Raw genomic sequence first — 16,522 nt, 5'->3', positions numbered from 1 at the left:
GGGGACGGGGCCGGTCGCACCTGTTGGTGCGGCCGGCCCCGTGGGCACCTGTGGACCTAGGCGGTCTTGGTGATCAGCTCGACCTCGATGTTGCCGCGGGTGGCGCGGGAGTAGGGGCACATCTGGTGGGCGGCCTCGACCAGCTTCTCGGCCTCGGCCTGCTCCAGGCCCGGGATGGTCACGGTCAGCACGACGGCGATGTCCAGGCCCTCGTCGGACTTGCCGAGGCTGACCTGGGAGTCGATGGTGGCGCCGTCGACCTTGGTCTTGGCCTGACGGGCGACGTTGCGCAGGGCGCCGTGGAAGCAGGCGCCGTAGCCGACGGCGAAGAGCTGCTCGGGGTTGGTGCCGGGGCCGTCGTCGCCGCCCAGGCCCTTGGGCACGGACAGGTCGACCGCGAGGCGGTCGTCGTCGCTGCGGCCGGAGCCCTTGCGGCCCTCGCCGGTGACGGTGGCGTTGGTGGTGTAGAGGACGTCGTAAGCCATGCTTGGTTCCCTCTCTCGGCTCGGCGCGCGCCGAGCCTGTGTGTGGTGCTGGTGTGGTTCAGGTGTCGGCGTCACGGGCGGCGCGTGTGGCACCGCGGCCCGAGGCGTCGGTCACCGAACGGGTGACGTGGTCGAGCAGCGCCCGGAGTTCCTCGACCCGCCCCGCCGACAGGTCGGTGGCGCACAGGACCTGTTCGGGGACGTCCCCGGCTCTCTCGCGCAGCCGGGCCCCCTCCTCGGTGACGCTGACGTGGACGATCCGCTCGTCCTCGGGTCCGCGTCGGCGGGTGAGCAGCCCGGCCCCCTCCATGCGGCGCAGCAGGGGGGAGAGCGTGCCCGAGTCCAGGCTCAGGGCCAGGCCGAGGTCCTTGACCGGCAGGGTGCCGCGCTCCCACAGCACGAGCATGACCAGGTACTGCGGGTAGGTCAGCCCCAGGTCGGCCAGGATCTCCCGGTAGAGCCCGGTCAGGGCCCGGGAGGCGGTGTACAGGGAGAAGCACAGCTGCCGGTCCAGGGCGAGGGGGTCGCCCTCGTCGGTGCCCGCCATGGTTCCTCCCCCGTGTCCGCTCGCCGTCTCCGCCACCGTAACAGAAAACGGTTGTGCACAACAGTGTTGGACACAACCGTTTTGGGGCGCGCGGGCTCCGGGCAGCGGGCCCGGGTTCGACGCCCCGGGCCCGCCGTCGCCTCCGCAGGAGGTGCGCTCACGCCCCGAGCGGGCTCAGAGGAAGCGCACTCCCTGGGCCAGGGGCAGCTCTCCGCCGTAGTTCACGGTGTTGGTCGCCCGGCGCATGTACGCCTTCCAGGAGTCCGAACCCGACTCCCGGCCGCCGCCGGTCTCCTTCTCCCCGCCGAACGCGCCACCGATCTCGGCCCCCGAGGTGCCGATGTTGACGTTGACGATGCCGCAGTCGGACCCGGCCGCGGACAGGAAGCGCTCCGCCTCGGCCTGGTCCTGGGTGAAGATCGCCGAGGACAGCCCCTGGGGGACCCCGTTGTGCAGCTCCACCGCCTCCTCCAGGGTGCGGTAGGTGAGCACGTACAGGATCGGCGCGAAGGTCTCCTGGCGCACGACCTCGGTCTGGGCGGGCATCCGGACCACGGCGGGCTCGACGTAGTAGGCGTCCTCGGCGTCCTTCTCCAGGCGCCGCTCACCGCCGACCAGCACCTCGCCGCCGTCGGCCTGGGCCCGCTCCAGGGCCTCGCGCATGGCCGTGTGCCCGCGCTCCCCCACCAGCGGCCCCACCAGGGTGGACTCCTCGTAGGGGTCGCCGATCCGCTCGCGCAGCTGCTGGTAGCCGTTCACCACGCGCTCGACGACCTGGTCCACCACGTCCTCGTGCACGATCAGACGGCGCAGCGTGGTGCAGCGCTGCCCGGCGGTCCCGGCCGCGGCGAACACGCTGCCGCGCACCACCAGGTCCAGGTCGGCCGAGGGGCCGACCACCGCCGCGTTGTTCCCGCCCAGCTCCAGCAGGTACCGGCCCATCCGGGCGGCCACCCTGGGCGCCACGGCCCTGCCCATCGCCGTGGAACCGGTCGCCGACAGCAGCGCCACCCGATCGTCGTCCACGAGCACCTCGCCGACCTCGGCGCCGCCCAGCACGACCCGGTGGACGTCGGCGGGCGCCCCCACGTCCGCGGCCGCGCGCATGAGCAGGCCGTGGCAGCCCAGAGCGGTCAGGGAGGTGAGCTCGGAGGGCTTCCACACCACGGTGTCACCGCACACCAGTGCCACACAGGTGTTCCAGGACCACACGGCCACGGGGAAGTTGAAGGCGGTGACGACACCGACCACGCCCAGCGGGTGCCAGGTCTCCATCAGCCGGTGCCCGGGCCGCTCGGAGGGCATGGTCCTCCCGTAGAGCTGGCGCGAGAGCCCCACGGCGAAGTCGCAGATGTCGATCATCTCCTGGACCTCGCCCAGGGCCTCGGAGCGGATCTTGCCCGCCTCGATGGTGACCAGCTCGGCCAGGTCGGCCTTGTGCTCGCGCAGCAGCTCACCCAGACGGTGCACCAACCGGCCCCGCACCGGGGCGGGGGTGTCCCGCCAGGCGGAGGTGAAGGAGGCGTGCGCGGCGGCCACGGCGCGCTCGGCGGAGGCGGGGGTGTCGAACTCGACGGGGAACAGGTCCTGGCCGGTGATCGGTGTACGGGCCGCGCCGGGTGCCCCGTGGGGGTCGGGCAGGCGGGTCGCGCCGCACCGTTCCAGAGCGGTCCGCGCGCGCTCGGCGAGGACCTCGGTGTCGGGAAGGGCACCAGTGTGCATGTGTGTTCTCTCTCCGTTGAGAGGGGGAGGCGGTCACCTCACACCTTGCCAACTCCGAAGCCCCCGGTCCACCCCTGCCGTCCAGTTGCGGGGCGTGTTCGGCGGGTGGTGCCCGTGCCCCGCACCGGAGTGCCGCGGGGCGGCGCGCGGCAGGGCCGGCGCCCGCCGGAGATGCCCTAGACTCGCGGAGCCCACCCCGCCCGTAACCGAACCAGACAGCTGGCCCGTGCACCACGACACCACCCTCGAAGAGGACCGCGCCGACCGCCCCGAGTCCCGCCGGATCCTGGCGCGCTCGGGTTTCGGCGCCGCCGATCCCCTGTTCGCCGCCGACCTGCGCGCGAGCACCGATCTCGGACAGGCCCGGGAGGTGGTCGCCTCGCACGCCTCCCGGCTGTGGACCGAGTCCACCCGCACCGGACCCGACCCCGTCGACGACCGACCCCTGTACTGGGCCCGTCTCGTGCTCCGTTCCCGGCTGCGCGCCTGGGAGCCCTCCTTCCCCCTGCCGGAGGCGGACCGCGCCGAACTGCTCCACCTGTTCGAGACCGCCTCCAGGGGCATCACCGACCTGGACTTCCCCCCGGGCGACCGGTGGCTGCGCGTGGTGGTCACCGGGTTCGACCCCTTCCACCTGGACCAGGATCCGGAGTGCTCCAACCCCTCCGGGGCGGCCGCCCTGGACCTGCACGGGTGGACCTTCCCCGTGGGTGAGCGCACCGCGGTGGTGCGCGCCGCCGTCTTCCCCGTCTCCTGGAGCGACTTCGACACCGGACTGGTGGAGGAGGCCCTGGCCGACCAGTACGGGGTGGCCGACGCGGTCGTCACGCTCAGCCGGGGCCGCCCCGGGCGCTTCGACCTCGAGGTCTGGAACGGGGTGTGGCGGGGCGGCGGCCCGGACAACCTCGGGATCTCCCGGACCGGGCGCGCTCCGCTGCCCGGGGAAGGGGCCCCGGAGTGGACGCGTACCTCCCTGCCGGTGGAGCGGATCCTCGACGCCGCGACCGGGCCGTACGAGGTCGTGGCCAACACCGAGGTGACCGAGGTGCCCGACGGCGGCGACGAGCCGGTGACGCGCTCCGAGGGGCCCAGCGAGGGTTCGGCGGCGCGTCGCGGGGGCGGGGGCGACTACCTGTCCAACGAGATCGCCTACCGCAACACCCTCCTGCGCGACCGGGCCGGTGCGAGGGTGGCGGCCGGCCACGTCCACCTGCCCCTGACCTCGCGCCCCGAGGAGCACACCGACACCCTGGCGCAGACGCGTGCCGTGGTGGCCGTCGTCGCGGCCGAGGGTCCCGAAGGGCTGGGGGAACCCGTGGAGTCCGAGGAGCACTGAGGCCGCGGTGTTCCGCCGGGGGTCCCGTGGCCGACCGGGCCCCCGGTGACACGCCCGAACGCGGGTACTGGACGACAAAACGCATGTTCCGGCCAGCCCGGGGCAATTCATCACTCTGGGACACCATGTCGTCGCTCTGAGGTTGCGACTTCCTCGCACGACCCCGATATGGTCCCCTCGTGGCTGCTATCTCTCTGCAACGAAAACTCACTGTCAGTGCCGCCCTGGGCCTGCTGTTGGTCCCCGGCTGCCACTCCGTGGAGCAGGCCCTGCCCTACGCCGAGGCGATCCAGCTCTCTCCGGACACGTTGGAGAACCTGGCCACCCAGACGGTGTCGGTCCAGGTCGACCACAGCACGGTGAGCTACCGCTACCCGGTCCTGGGCGAGTCCCATCCGCTGACCATCGAGGCCCGCACCACGATGGCCGAACGCCAGACCGCGTTCCTGGAGGACCTGCCCGACCACGGCGACCCGGCACTGGAGCAGGACGTGGAACTGCTGGCCGTCTCCGAGCACGTGCTCGGAATCAGGATCACCGCCGACTCCTCCGGGACACGCGGCGAGCACAGCGCGTCCTCGACCCTCTGGTACGACACCGCCGGCGGCGAGGTCCTGCCCTGGACCGCGCTCTTCGAGGACGAGGCGTCCGTGGAGGCCGCGCACCTGGAGGTCGCCAAGGTCCTCCAGGAGGGCTACCAGCTCTCCAACGAACAGCTCCCCGGCCTCGTGGGCGAGGTCCACGCTCGCGCCGCGGAGGAGGAGGACTCGGTGTCGGCGGGGGCCTCCCCGCCGGCGGAGGAGCCCTCGGAGGCCGCCGGGGAAGCGGCCGAAAGCCCGGAGGGGAACGCGGCCGAAACCGGCGACGCCGACCTGCGCGATCCCGAACAGGCCTGGGAGGCCGCCGAGCGCTGGGCCGCCTCTCCCCTGGCCGACCTGGCCTTCAGCACCGCGGGCGGGCTGGCCGTACGGATGGACCCCGCCGATGTGCCCAGCGCGGGCCGGGTCAGCGAGGTCCTGCTGCCCGTGGAGCCGGAGGAGACCGAACCGGTCCTCTCCGAACTGGGCTACCACGCCCGCAGCGCGGCCGTGGCCGGTCACACCGACCCCGAGGACCTCGCCTTCGACGGGACCCTGACCGCCAAGGGCAGCACCCTGGACTGCCAGCGCCTCAAGTGCGTGGCGCTGACCTTCGACGACGGCCCCGGCGAGCACACCGAGGAACTCCTGGACACCCTGGGCGAGTACGACGCCAAGGCCACCTTCTACATCCTGGGCTCACTGGTCAGCGAATTCCCCGAGGTCGTGGAGCGCACCCACGCCGAGGGCCACGAGATGGGCAACCACACCTGGAAGCACGACGACCTCACCACCCTGTCCGCCGACGGGGTGACCAAGGACCTGGAGCGCACCGACAAGGCGATCGCCGAGGTCACCGGACAGGCCCCGCCCACCCTGCGCCCGCCCTACGGGGCGCTCAACGGGGACGTACGCAAGGCCACCCCGCACCCGATCATCCTGTGGGACGTGGACACCATGGACTGGCAGAGCCGCGACACCGCCGCGGTGGCCGGGCACGCGCTGGACGAGACCGTCCCGGGCAGCGTGGTCCTGTTCCACGACATCCACAAGTCCAGCGTCGACGCCATTCCCGCCGTCCTGGAGGGGCTGCACGCGCAGGGGTACCACTTCGTTACCGTCAGCGACCTGTTCGGACTCGACGGCATGACGGCGGGCGAGGTCCACACCGACGCCCGGGTCGGCTGAGCCGCTCCCGAAGGTAAAAGAAAGCCAACCGGCCCCGGCCGCCGCAGAGACGGCCGGGGCCCCGCGCTGTCCCGTGAGAGCAGGCGATCCCGCGTTCCATTCCCCGACCGGAACAAAGAGTCCTTGCTCACTTCACAGCTCTGAGCTGGGCTTACCTTTGCCCTCACGAAGGTCTTCACATACATTTCGACGCGTGAACGTTACCTCTCTGATGCACAGGACCACTGTCGGTACGGCTGGCGGGCTACTGATCACCTCGGGGCTCCTCCTGGGCGCCGCGGCCCCCGCCGCGGCCGCGCCCTCCGACGTCTCCGCGAAGTCCCCTGACTGCAGCAAGGTCAAGTGCGTGGCGCTGACCTTCGACGACGGTCCCGGCGAGTACACCGACGAGCTCCTCGACATCCTCGAGGAGCACAACGCCAGGGCCACCTTCTACCTCCTGGGCTCCAAGGTGGGCAGCCACAAGGCCGAGGTGCGGCGCATGGCCGAGGAGGGGCACGAGGTCGGCAACCACACCTGGAAGCACGACGATCTGGCCACGCTCTCCGCGGACGAGATCAAGGACGATGCCGAGCGCACCGACGAGGCCATCGCCGAGGTCACCGGTGAGAAGCCCCGGACCATGCGCCCGCCGTACGGTTCGCTCGACGACACCGCCCGCGAGGCCGTCGAGCAGCCCATCGTGCTGTGGGACGTGGACACCCTGGACTGGCAGAACCGCGACGTCGACAAGATCCTGGACATCACCAAGGACGAGACCGCCGACGGCAGCGTGATCCTGCTCCACGACATCCACGAGACCAGCGTCGACGCCGTGCCCGGCCTCCTGGACGAGTTGAAGGGGGACGACTTCCACTTCGTGACGGTCAGCTACCTGTTCGACGGAGACCTCGAAGCGGGCACCGCCTACAGCGACGCCCGCTCCGGATGACAGGACCGGCCGGCACCCCTGCCGCGACGGAACGCGGCGGAGCCGGACAGGTCAGAGCATCCTGCGCAGGATCTTCTCCTTGACCTGGCTGATCGGCGCGTAGGCCACCCGCATGGTGTCCATCAGCAGGGACTTGTCGAGCACCGACTTGGTGTGCGAGAACGTGTCGATGGACGCGGCCGAGTGGTAGGCGCCCATCCCGCTCTCCCCCACCCCGCCGAACGGCAGGTCGGGGACGGCCAGGTGGGCGATCGGCAGACCGAAGCCCAGACCACCGGAGGAGGTCTCGGTGGTCAGGCGCCGCTTGGTGGCCTCGGAGTTGGTGAACCCGTACAGCGCCAGGGGCTTGTCGCGCTCGTTGACGAACCGGATCGCCGCGTCCAGGTCGGGAACCCGGATGACCGGCAGGATCGGCCCGAAGATCTCCTCGGCCATCACCGGGGTGTCGGGGGAGACGTCGCCGAGCACCGTGGGGGCGATGTAGAGGTCCTCGCGGTCGGTCCGACCACCCGCGACCACCTCGCCGCTCTCCAGCAGAGCGCGGAGCCGGTCGAAGTGGCGCTCGTTGACGATGCGCCCGTAGTCGGGGCTCTGCGCCGGGTCGGACCCGAACATCTCCGTGATGGCGGCGCCCAGCTCCTTCTGGAGCCCCTCAGCGGTGTCACCGATGGCGAGCACGTAGTCGGGCGCCACACAGGTCTGGCCCGCGTTGGTGTACTTGCCCCAGGCCAGGCGGCGGGCCGTGGTGGCCAGGTCCACGCCGGGCTCGACGATCGCCGGGCTCTTGCCGCCCAGCTCCAGCGTGACGGGGGTCAGGTGCTTGACCGCCGCCGCCATGACGATGCGGGCCACCGCGGCGTTGCCGGTGTAGAAGATGTGGTCGAAGCGCTCCTCCAGCAACGCGGTGCTCTCGGTGACACCGCCCTCGACGACCGCGATCGCCTCGGGGTCCAGGTAGCGCGGGATCAGGTCGGCCAGCGCGCCCGAGGTGGCCGGAGAGAGCTCCGACGGCTTGACCACGGCGCTGTTGCCCGCGGCGATCGCACCGACCAGCGGGGACAGGGCCAGGTTCACGGGGTAGTTCCACGGGCTGACGATCAGCACGACGCCCAGGGGCTCGCGCACGCGGCGGGCCTTGGCCGGGGCCAGCGCCATCGGCACGGACACGCGCTGGGGCCGCAGCCAGGAGGCCAGGTGCTTGAGCGTGTGGTCGATCTCGTTGACCACGAACCCGATCTCGGTGGTGTGCGCCTCCACGGGCGGCTTGCCGAGGTCGGCCTTGAGGGCCTTCTCCAGGGTGGGCCGCTCCTCGACGAGCAGGCGCCGCAGGGCGCGCAGCTGGGCCCGTCGCCAGGAGATCGGTTTGGTCCGGCCGCTGTCGAAGGCCATGCGCAGCCTGCCCACGACCGGGGGGATGTCGGTGGTCAGAGTCAGGGGCTCTGAGATCTCGGTGTTAGCCATGCCACAAGACTAAACGAAAATGTTTCGTTTCCAATAGACACCTGGCATAAGATCTCCCCATGACGACGGACCATCTGCCGGAGACGTCCGCCCGGGCCGCCCCACGGGGCCGGCCCCGCGACGCCAACCGGGACCGCGCGCTGATGGACGCCACCCTCACCGAACTCCAGCTGAACGGCTACAGCGGGCTGACCACCGCCGCCGTGGCCCGCAGGGCGGGGGTCTCCACCGCCACCCTGTACCGCCGCTGGCGTTCCAAGGAGGACCTGGTGGTCGGCGCCGCCCGGGCCTGGGCCGAGAACCTGGGCCCCGACCACGACCACGGGGACCTGGCGGCCGACCTCGGCGCGCTGCTGCGGGACAAGGCCACCGCCCTGGAGGGCCCCTCGGGCCGCCTCCTGCGCGCCGTGCTCGGCGAGGCCGCCCACAACCGGGCCCTGGCCGACGTACTCTTCGGCGCCTTCGTGATCCCCCTCCAGGAACGGGTCTTCGCCCTCCTGGAACGGGCTGTGGAACGCGGGGAGGTCCCCCCGGTGGAGGATCCCCTGGTCGTCGCTGAGATGGTCATCGGCCCGATGGTCAGCCACACCTTCCTCGTGCCGCCGGAGGCCGAGGGCGCTGCCGGCTCCTCCCCCGGCGCCGACATCGCCCAGCGCCTGCTCCCCTACCTCCTGCGGGCCCTGGGGGCGCGGGAGGCGTGAGGAGACCGGGCCGGGGAGGGCGCAACGCCCACCGGAAGGGACGAACGCCGCAGCCCGCCGCTCAGTGCCCGCCCCGCTCCGAGCCCCGGTCGTGGTAACGGGCCATCTGTTCCCAGTACACGAGTGTGAGCGCCATCTGCACCGCACAGGCCGCCCCGGTGGTCCAGGGCCTGCGGTACCGGGCGCCGACCACCGCGACGACGGAGGCGGCCGCGGCCGCGGCGTTGACCGCCAGCGCCGCGTCCCTCGGGCGGTCCACGATCCACTGCTCCTCGCCGAGCATGGCCCTCGTGGACCACGCCCGTTCGTGTGCGGGCCGGGGGAAGACCACCGGGTTGAGGGCGAACCAGACGGCGAGGACGCCGGCCTGCTTCCAGCTGCGGTTCCACACCGGGACGGAGATCAGCGGAATGCTCGCCCACCTGGTCCACGCGCTCCACGGGTTCGAGTGCCGGGCGAACACCGCCCGGCGCAACCGGGCGAAACCGCCTCGGGGCTCCTCGGCCATCGATCCTCCGCTCTGAGTGGTCCCGCCCCATGCCGGGGAGGACGGGAGAGGCACGGTACACCCCCCGCAACACCTCGTGCGGGGCAGGCGCGCATCCTTGTGGAGCGGCCCCGGGTCAACGGGTGCGCGGCGGCCCCGGGTCAGCGGGTGCGCGGCGGCCGACTCAGCGGACCCAGCCGGTGTAGCCGCGGCCGACCTGGCGGCCGGTGCCGGTGCCGCGCCGGGCTTGGCGGCCGCCGGACTCCAGGGCCGTGGTGACCGACCGCACCAGCCAGGCGTTGACGGACTGCCCTTCGGTCTTGGCGGCCTCTTCCACGAGCGGTTTGAGGTGGTCCGGGAGTCGCAGGGTGATCCGCGAGGTCTTGCCCTCCTCACCCTCGGCCCGGATCGGGGCCACATGCCCGTGACGCTCCGGGGAGAGGGCCGCGGCGTCCCCCGCCGCGGTGTCGAAGGTCTCGTCGGTCCGCGGTGACGTCACGATGAAGTCGGTCCGTCCGCCGCGGAGCCGCACCTCGACCGAGCCGGGGGCCAGTTCCCGGGTGATCTCGTCCGCCGCCGCGGACAGGGCGTCCATCAGCGCCAACCGGGCGGAGGACTCCAGTACCGCGGCCAGGCGCTCGGCGGTGGCCCGGGTCTCCTCTCCCCCGGTCTCGGCGGCGACCAGGAGTTGGCGGCGGAGTTCGTCGACATACGGCATCAGATCCATGACACTAATTCTGACGTCATGGCGGACGTGATCCGTCATCGGGGAAAATAGAGCACCGGCGGCACCTGTACGACGTAGATTCATACATCGCTCGGTGCGGCGCCGGGTCGTGCCGGGCCGGGCAAGGCCGGCCCGAGCGGCATCCCGCGACTTACCACCACACCCACGGGGTGCGGTACTTCCACGGTTGCTACTCGATCGGCGACGACACCCTCTGGGGCGTCAACCGCCGCAGGAGGGTGCCGCGAACACCCTGGCTGCACTGAAGTCGATCCGGGCCGCCCGCCCGGACGGCGCCCCGATCCACGTGATCCTGGACAACCGGTCCACCCACAAGCGCAGTGACATCCGCCGCTGAGCGAAGAAGGACAAGGTCGAGTTGTGCTTCACCCCGACCTCCGCCGGCGCAACGCCAACGCCCGCCACCGCGATGTCCTGGCCGCCGACAGCACTGGCGAACAGGGGGTCACCGGACAGGCGAACCGCTCGTGACCATGGACTCATGCGGGCGAGAGCATCTCCTGAAGAATGCGCTGCAGCTCGGTGCGGTCCCGCGGAGTGATCCTCGCCAGCCTGCGGTCGTACTCCGCCGCGAGGGCTGCAAGTGCACGATCCCGTGCCTCTGTGCCCTCAGCGGTCAGCACGAGCCGGTGACGCCGCAGGTCCGCGTCGTCGATCTCGCGCCGGATGAACCCCTTGGCGACGAGGTTGCGGACGTAGACCGTCACGCTCGCTTTGGGGAGCAGCAGTGCCGTCGCGATCTCGGCCGGATACGGCGATGCCTCCACCTCGGCCAGGACGAAAAACTCCTTCGTCTCCAACCCGAGCTCGGCCAGCTCTCCCGTGCAGGCATCCATCACAACACCCAGCAGCCGCTGGTTCAGTGTCCACAGCTGCGCCCCGTCAACTGACATGCGACCCCTCCGCCCATAAGGTACAGTTTCGTATTAGTTTCAGATCGTACAATGCATTGGCTCGTACTGGACTCCTATGGAACAACAATCTCACGAAGGAAGCCAGGCATGCTTGAGCACCTCACGATCCCGCGCGGTCCCATCAACCTCGCCGCGGACCTCCACCTGCCCGACAACGCCGACAGCAGCGCACCGCTGCGCGCCGTGGTGCTCTCCACCCCGGGCAGCAGCGTGAAGGAGCAGATCGGCGCCAATTACGCCTCCCGTCTCGCCGCCCGCGGCATCGCGGCGCTCGTCCTCGACCCCGCCCATCAGGGTCAGAGCGAGGGCGAGCCCCGCGACCTCGAAGACCCCTACCGCCGAGGTGAGGACATCTCCTACGCCATCGACGCGCTCACCACGACCCCCGGCATCGACCCGCAGCGCATCGGCGTCCTCGGCATCTGCGCCGGTGGCGGCTACACCGTGCACACCGCTCGCACGGACCACCGCATCAAGGCGGTCGGCACGGTCGTCCCCGTCAACATCGGCGCCGCGTTCCGCAGCTTCTCCCCCGACGGTCCGGCCGCAGCACTCGACGCCCTCGCGGACGCACGGACCGAAGAGGCCCGCTCCGGCGAGACGACCCGCGTGAACTGGCTGCCCGTCACCCTGGAGGACGCCACAACAGCGGGCCTGACCGACATCGACACCATTCAAGCCGTCACCTACTACCGCACCGAGCGCGGCGGCAACAAACACTCCACGAACCGGCGCCTCTTGCGCAGCGACTCCCTCCTGCTGGGCTACGACGCGTTCCACCTGGCCGATCGACTCATGACCCAGCCACTCCAGGTCATCCTCGCCGGACGCATCGGCAACACCGGCTCCTACGACACCGGCATGCGGCTGTGGAAGCTGGCCCCCGACCCCGTCGACCTCATGGTGATCGACGGCGCCGGCCACTACGAGATGTACGACGAACCCGAATACGTCGACGCTGCCGTCGAACGACTCACCGGCTTCTATGCGAACAACCTGTAAGGCATCCGAACCGGCGAGCCTTCCCGGTCAGAGCACCAGCGAACCGGTTCGGGGGCAGGGGCGGGGCCCTCCGGCTCTGGACCGATCCGGTGCTTAGGACCTTCCGGGGCCGCGGGTACCCCGGGCTGGTCAGGCGCTGTCCCCGCGAACTCCGGCCTGGGTCTCGAGTTCAGCGTTGATCGCGGCGCCGAGCAGCACGACGAACGACGACAGCCACAACCAGATCATCAGCACGATGACCCCGGCGATCGTCCCGTAGGTCGCCCCGAAGTCGCCGAACCGCTGCACGAAGAGCGCGAACAGCCCCGAACAGGCCAACCACAGCACCATCGCGATGACCGCGCCCGGTGTGAGCCAGCGGACCGTCGACGTCCGCCGCCGGGGCGCGACCCGGTAGACCACCCCCAGCGCGGCAACGGTCACCACGGCGAGCAGGGGCCACTGGCCGATCCGGATCGCCAGGGCCATCTCCTCCCCCAGGCCGACGCCGTGCAGCAGCATCGGGAGCAGGGTGATCAGGCCGACCACGGCGAAGACGAAGGCTCCCACGCCCAAGGACAGGAGCAGGGCGACACCGCGCTTGACGAGGAAGGGACGGTGGTCCACCTCGCCGTAGGCGGTGTTGCAGCCCTCCATCAGTCCCGCCATGGCCCCCGACGCGTTCCACAGCGCCACGGTCAGGGCGGTGGCGAACGTGAACCCGAGCGTGCCGGTCTCGGTCTCGGCGATCGCGGTGAGCTGTTCGCCGACCAATGTGCTCACCTCGTCGGGCGCGGCGGCCATCCAGTCCCGGATCTGGTCGGTGAGCTCCTCGGGGTCGGCGAGGATGCCGAAGACGCTGACCGCGGCGAGCAGGGCCGGGAACAGGGCGAGCATCGCCTTGAACGCCATGCCCGCGGCGAGCAGACCGGCACGGCCCTCCTCCAGCTCCGACCAGACCCGTGCCACGACGGCGCGCCAGCCCGCCGCCGGGATCCGGGTCGGCCGGGAGACCGCGGCGTCCGAGGTACCGCGCGCCCGGCCGCGCCCGCCCTGTGTTCCCACGTCCTGATCCCACCCTCCAGCGGCCGAGGTGCCCTCTCCGGCCCGGGTACCCCCGGGGACCCCCAGTATCCACGTCTCCGTCGGAGCAGCAGGCGCTCAGGGGCAGCGGTGGGGCCGCGACGGCGCCGGGACCAGCCGGACCGAGCGGTGAAAGGCACGATTGTTCTCTTTCCCAGAAACGGGAAACTCTCGTTCTCGTGTGGACCGCGATGGGGAGACGGTGACCGGGGTGAGGGTTGTGGCGCCCGGGGCCAGGGGAGAACCGTGGGGCGACACCCTTGGCAGCACTGATCCGAAAGACGGGGGACCCTTTGCTGCGCTCACCGATCCTCGACTACCTCGACGCCATCGTGGAGCAGACCGGCCACGTGGACTCCGGTGCCACGGCCGACTACATCCCCGAGCTCGCCGCCGCCGACCCGAACCGTGTGGCGGTGGCCCTGTGCACGGTCAACGGAACCGTGTACGCCAGCGGGGACGCCGACCAGGAGTTCAGCATCCAGTCGATGTCCAAACCGTTCGCCTACGCGCTCGCGATCGAGGACCACGGCCTGGAGTACGTCCTCGACCGCGTGGGGGTGGAACCCAGCGGTGAGGCCTTCAACGAGCTGTCGCTGGACCCGGAGACCGGCAGACCGCGCAACCCGATGATCAACGCGGGGGCGATCGCCACCCACGCGCTCATCCGGAGCGAGGAGGCCCCGGCCGTGGAGCGGCTCCTCGGCCTGTTCTCCGACCTGGCGCAACGGCCGATCGGGATCGACGAGTCCCTGGCCGCCTCGGAGCTCGCGACCGGGGACCGCAACCTCGGGCTCGCCTACCTGCTGCACGCCTCCGGCCGCCTGGCCCGGGACCCCTCGGCCGCTGTCGAGGGCTACATCCGCCAGTGCTCGGCCACCGTCACCGTGCGGGACCTGGCGCTCATGGCCTCCACCCTGGCCAACGGCGGAGTGCAGCCCAACACCGGCGTCCGGCTGTTCAGCAGGGAGACCACACGGCACCTGCTGAGCGTGATGGCCTCGTGCGGCATGTACGACGCGGCCGGGGACTGGTTCACCAGCGTCGGGATCCCCGCCAAGAGCGGCGTGGCCGGGGGCATCATGGGGGTCCTGCCCGGCCAGGTGGGGGTGGCGGTCTTCTCACCGCGCCTGGACGCCCACGGCAACAGCGCGCGCGGCGTGGTGATGATGGAGAAGCTCTCCAAGGACCTGGGACTGCACCTGATGGAGACGGGCAGGCCCGCGCGCTCCTCGCTGCGCGGAACCCGCAAGGAGACGGTGGAGGGGGAACCGACGACGGTCTACGTGCTCCAGGGCGACATGGTGCTGAGCAGCATCGAGTCACTGGTGCACGAGCTCGTGGAGAACCCGCCCTCGACCGAGCTGGTGGTCTTCGACATGAGCCGGGTCGACGAGGTGCTGCCGGTGGCGCGCACCACCTCGGCGGCGATGGCCACCAAGCTCATCGACGCCGGGCACCGGATCATCCTGATCGACCCGGAGGAGACCGTGCCCGAGTTCCAGGACAGCCGGGGCCGCGCGGTGGAGCGCTGGACGAGCGAGCGCCTGGAGCAGGGCCTGCTGAAGGAGCCGGCCGGGCCGATCGGTTGACGGGCGGGGCCCGCCCGCCACTCCTCACGAAACCGGACAGGAGAGCCGAGAGGTCGGCTCCGGGCGTGCCGCCCGGGGACACGCTCGGCTCGCGCCCCCAGAACCCGGCGGCACCGAATCCCGAGAGGGAGGAACCCCGATGCACTCAACGATCCTGGACTACCTCGACGAGATCATCGCGGAGACGAGCCACGTCGACTCCGGCTCCCTGCCCGAGGGCATACCGGAGCTCGCCGCCGCCGACCCCGACCGTGCGGCGGTCGCCCTGTGCACGGTCAACGGAACCGTGTACGCCAGCGGGGACGCCGAGGACCGGTTCAGTATCCAGTCGATGTCCAAACCCTTCGCCTACGCGCTCGCGATCGAGGACCGGGGGTTCGACGCGGTGCTGGAGCGGATCGGGGTCGAACCCAGCGGCGAGGCCTTCGACGAACTGTCGTTGGAGCCCGGGAGCGGCAGGCCCGCCAACCCGATGATCAACGCCGGCGCGATCGCCGCGCACGCGCTCGTCCGGAGCGATGAGGCCCCGGCCGTGGACCGCCTGCTCGCGCTGTTCTCCCGGCTGGCGCAGCGGCCGATCGAGGTCGACGAGTCCCTGGCCGCCAGCGAGATCGCCGACGGGGAGCGCGACCGGGACATCGCCCGCCTGCTGCGCGCCGCGGACCTGCTGCCCCGGGACCCCTCGACCGTCGCCGAGGGGTACGTCCGGCAGTGCTCGGCCGTGGTCACCGTCCGCGACCTCGCGCTCATGGCCTCGACCCTGGCCAACGGCGGAGTGCAGCCCGACACCGGCGAGCGGCTGTTCAGCCGGCGCACCACCAAGCACGTGCTCAGCGTCATGGCCTCGTGCGGCATGTACGACGCGGCCGGGGACTGGCTCACCAGCGTCGGCATCCCCGCCAAGAGCGGGGTCTCCGGGGGGATCATCGGGGTGCTCCCGGGGCAGATCGGCGTCGCCGTCCGCTCCCCCCGCCTGGACCCCCACGGCCACAGCGTTCGGGGGATCGCCATGATGGAGCACCTGTCCGACGACCTGGGCCTGCACCTGATGGAGGTGGGCCGACCGGCGCGGTCCTCCCTGCGGGAAACGCGCAGAGTGTCGGTCGAGGGGCGCCCGGCGACGGTCTACACGCTCCAGGGCGACCTGGGGCTGAGCGGTGTCGAGTCGCTGGTGCACGAGATCGTCGACCGCCCTCCGCGGACGGACACCGTGGTCCTGGACATGAGCCGCGTGACCGGCGCCCTGCCGATCGCGCGCAGGACCACTGCCGAGACCGCGGCGAAACTCGTCGACGAAGGCCGCGAGGTCGTCCTCGTCGACGCGGAGGAGACCGTGCCCGAGGTCCGGGCCGAGCGGGGCCGCGCGGTGGAGCGCTGGACGAGCGAACGCCTGGAGCAGAGCCTGCTGAGGGACCCGGGCGAGTCAACGGGCTAGAGCCTGCCGGGCCACCGCCCGGGTTCGGCGGGCCGTTCCGGGCTCGCGACCGCCAGCCCCGTCTGACCGGTCCTCGGCCGGGCCCGGCCTCGGTTCCACGCGATCCCCGGCCCCGCTGAAACACTGGACAGATGTTCGAAAACATGTTCGAATTGAACCCATGCGCTGGGAGAACCTGAGAGCGGGAACCACTGCCGAGCAGGACACCCTGTTCGACTTCACTCCCGCCCCGCCGGTGCGCGGCACCGGCCGGGCGGGGGTGCACACAGCCGGTCCCGGGCCGGTGCGGGCGGGCGAGAACGGCGAGCCCGTCGCTCCTGGCGCGGCGAGCAC

At 71.4% G+C, this 16,522-nt stretch carries 15 protein-coding genes; 7 read left to right on the top strand and 8 right to left on the bottom strand.

Going from position 1 to position 16,522, the window contains the following annotated elements; genetic code table 11:
- Positions 1 to 56: 56 nt before the first annotated feature.
- The 3 genes from D458_RS0108415 to amaB form a co-directional block, all read right to left on the bottom strand.
- The gene (locus D458_RS0108415; protein ID WP_017586291.1) at positions 57 to 485 is read right to left on the bottom strand and encodes an organic hydroperoxide resistance protein; all 429 of its coding nucleotides are present in this window, start codon (positions 483 to 485) and stop codon (positions 57 to 59) included.
- 58 nt (positions 486 to 543) lie between these two features.
- A complete protein-coding gene (locus D458_RS0108410; protein WP_017586290.1) occupies positions 544 to 1,032 on the bottom strand; it encodes a MarR family winged helix-turn-helix transcriptional regulator in 489 nt (162 codons plus the stop codon).
- A gap of 174 nt (positions 1,033 to 1,206) precedes the next feature.
- The gene (amaB, locus tag D458_RS0108405; RefSeq protein ID WP_017586289.1) at positions 1,207 to 2,754 is read right to left on the bottom strand and encodes an L-piperidine-6-carboxylate dehydrogenase; all 1,548 of its coding nucleotides are present in this window, start codon (positions 2,752 to 2,754) and stop codon (positions 1,207 to 1,209) included.
- A 226-nt stretch (positions 2,755 to 2,980) separates the two neighbouring features.
- Here amaB and D458_RS0108400 point away from each other — a divergent pair, with 226 nt between their 5' ends.
- The 3 genes from D458_RS0108400 to D458_RS0108390 all read left to right on the top strand — a co-directional run bounded on the left by D458_RS0108400 (position 2,981) and on the right by D458_RS0108390 (position 6,787).
- Positions 2,981 to 4,090, top strand: a complete 1,110-nt coding sequence (locus D458_RS0108400; protein ID WP_017586288.1) for a hypothetical protein — start codon at positions 2,981 to 2,983, stop codon at positions 4,088 to 4,090.
- 179 nt (positions 4,091 to 4,269) lie between these two features.
- Positions 4,270 to 5,856: a polysaccharide deacetylase family protein gene (locus tag D458_RS0108395; RefSeq protein WP_026119111.1), complete on the top strand. Its 1,587-nt coding sequence runs from the start codon at positions 4,270 to 4,272 to the stop codon at positions 5,854 to 5,856.
- 211 nt (positions 5,857 to 6,067) lie between these two features.
- On the top strand, positions 6,068 to 6,787 hold the full coding sequence (locus tag D458_RS0108390; RefSeq protein ID WP_017586286.1) for a polysaccharide deacetylase family protein: 720 nt from the start codon (positions 6,068 to 6,070) through the stop codon (positions 6,785 to 6,787).
- 51 nt (positions 6,788 to 6,838) lie between these two features.
- On the opposite strand, the gene D458_RS0108385 is transcribed toward D458_RS0108390, so the two are convergent.
- Positions 6,839 to 8,248, bottom strand: a complete 1,410-nt coding sequence (locus tag D458_RS0108385) for an aldehyde dehydrogenase family protein (RefSeq protein ID WP_017586285.1) — start codon at positions 8,246 to 8,248, stop codon at positions 6,839 to 6,841.
- 59 nt (positions 8,249 to 8,307) lie between these two features.
- Here D458_RS0108385 and D458_RS0108380 point away from each other — a divergent pair, with 59 nt between their 5' ends.
- Positions 8,308 to 8,949 (top strand): TetR/AcrR family transcriptional regulator, encoded by a 642-nt coding sequence (locus D458_RS0108380; RefSeq protein WP_017586284.1) that lies wholly within the window; start codon positions 8,308 to 8,310, stop codon positions 8,947 to 8,949.
- Between the two features lie 61 nt (positions 8,950 to 9,010).
- On the opposite strand, the gene D458_RS0108375 is transcribed toward D458_RS0108380, so the two are convergent.
- The 3 genes from D458_RS0108375 to D458_RS0108360 form a co-directional block, all read right to left on the bottom strand.
- On the bottom strand, positions 9,011 to 9,457 hold the full coding sequence (locus tag D458_RS0108375; protein ID WP_017586283.1) for a DUF6653 family protein: 447 nt from the start codon (positions 9,455 to 9,457) through the stop codon (positions 9,011 to 9,013).
- A gap of 163 nt (positions 9,458 to 9,620) precedes the next feature.
- Entirely contained in the window at positions 9,621 to 10,163 is a 543-nt protein-coding gene (locus tag D458_RS0108370; RefSeq protein ID WP_017586282.1) for a hypothetical protein, read from the bottom strand.
- A 500-nt stretch (positions 10,164 to 10,663) separates the two neighbouring features.
- Positions 10,664 to 11,077 carry a MarR family winged helix-turn-helix transcriptional regulator gene (locus D458_RS0108360; RefSeq protein WP_017567935.1) on the bottom strand — a complete coding sequence of 138 codons (414 nt, stop codon included), beginning with the start codon at positions 11,075 to 11,077 and terminating at the stop codon, positions 10,664 to 10,666.
- Positions 11,078 to 11,185: 108 nt separating this feature from the next.
- On the opposite strand from D458_RS0108360, the gene D458_RS0108355 reads away from it, so the two are divergent.
- Positions 11,186 to 12,100 (top strand): alpha/beta hydrolase, encoded by a 915-nt coding sequence (locus tag D458_RS0108355; protein WP_017586280.1) that lies wholly within the window; start codon positions 11,186 to 11,188, stop codon positions 12,098 to 12,100.
- 129 nt (positions 12,101 to 12,229) lie between these two features.
- Here the strand turns inward: D458_RS0108355 and D458_RS0108350 are convergent, their stop codons facing one another.
- Positions 12,230 to 13,144, bottom strand: coding sequence for a YihY/virulence factor BrkB family protein (locus D458_RS0108350; RefSeq protein ID WP_017586279.1), 915 nt, complete (start codon positions 13,142 to 13,144; stop codon positions 12,230 to 12,232).
- Between the two features lie 314 nt (positions 13,145 to 13,458).
- Here D458_RS0108350 and D458_RS0108345 point away from each other — a divergent pair, with 314 nt between their 5' ends.
- The gene (locus tag D458_RS0108345) at positions 13,459 to 14,754 is read left to right on the top strand and encodes a glutaminase (RefSeq protein WP_040702289.1); all 1,296 of its coding nucleotides are present in this window, start codon (positions 13,459 to 13,461) and stop codon (positions 14,752 to 14,754) included.
- A gap of 139 nt (positions 14,755 to 14,893) precedes the next feature.
- A complete protein-coding gene (gene glsA / locus D458_RS0108340; RefSeq protein ID WP_017586277.1) occupies positions 14,894 to 16,189 on the top strand; it encodes a glutaminase A in 1,296 nt (431 codons plus the stop codon).
- Positions 16,190 to 16,522 lie beyond the last annotated feature (333 nt).

This window comes from Nocardiopsis ganjiahuensis DSM 45031 (genome assembly GCF_000341085.1).
Taxonomy (GTDB): domain Bacteria; phylum Actinomycetota; class Actinomycetes; order Streptosporangiales; family Streptosporangiaceae; genus Nocardiopsis; species Nocardiopsis ganjiahuensis.
The sequence above is the reverse complement of the archived record's forward strand: the minus strand, read 5'-3'. Positions and strand labels throughout refer to the sequence as shown.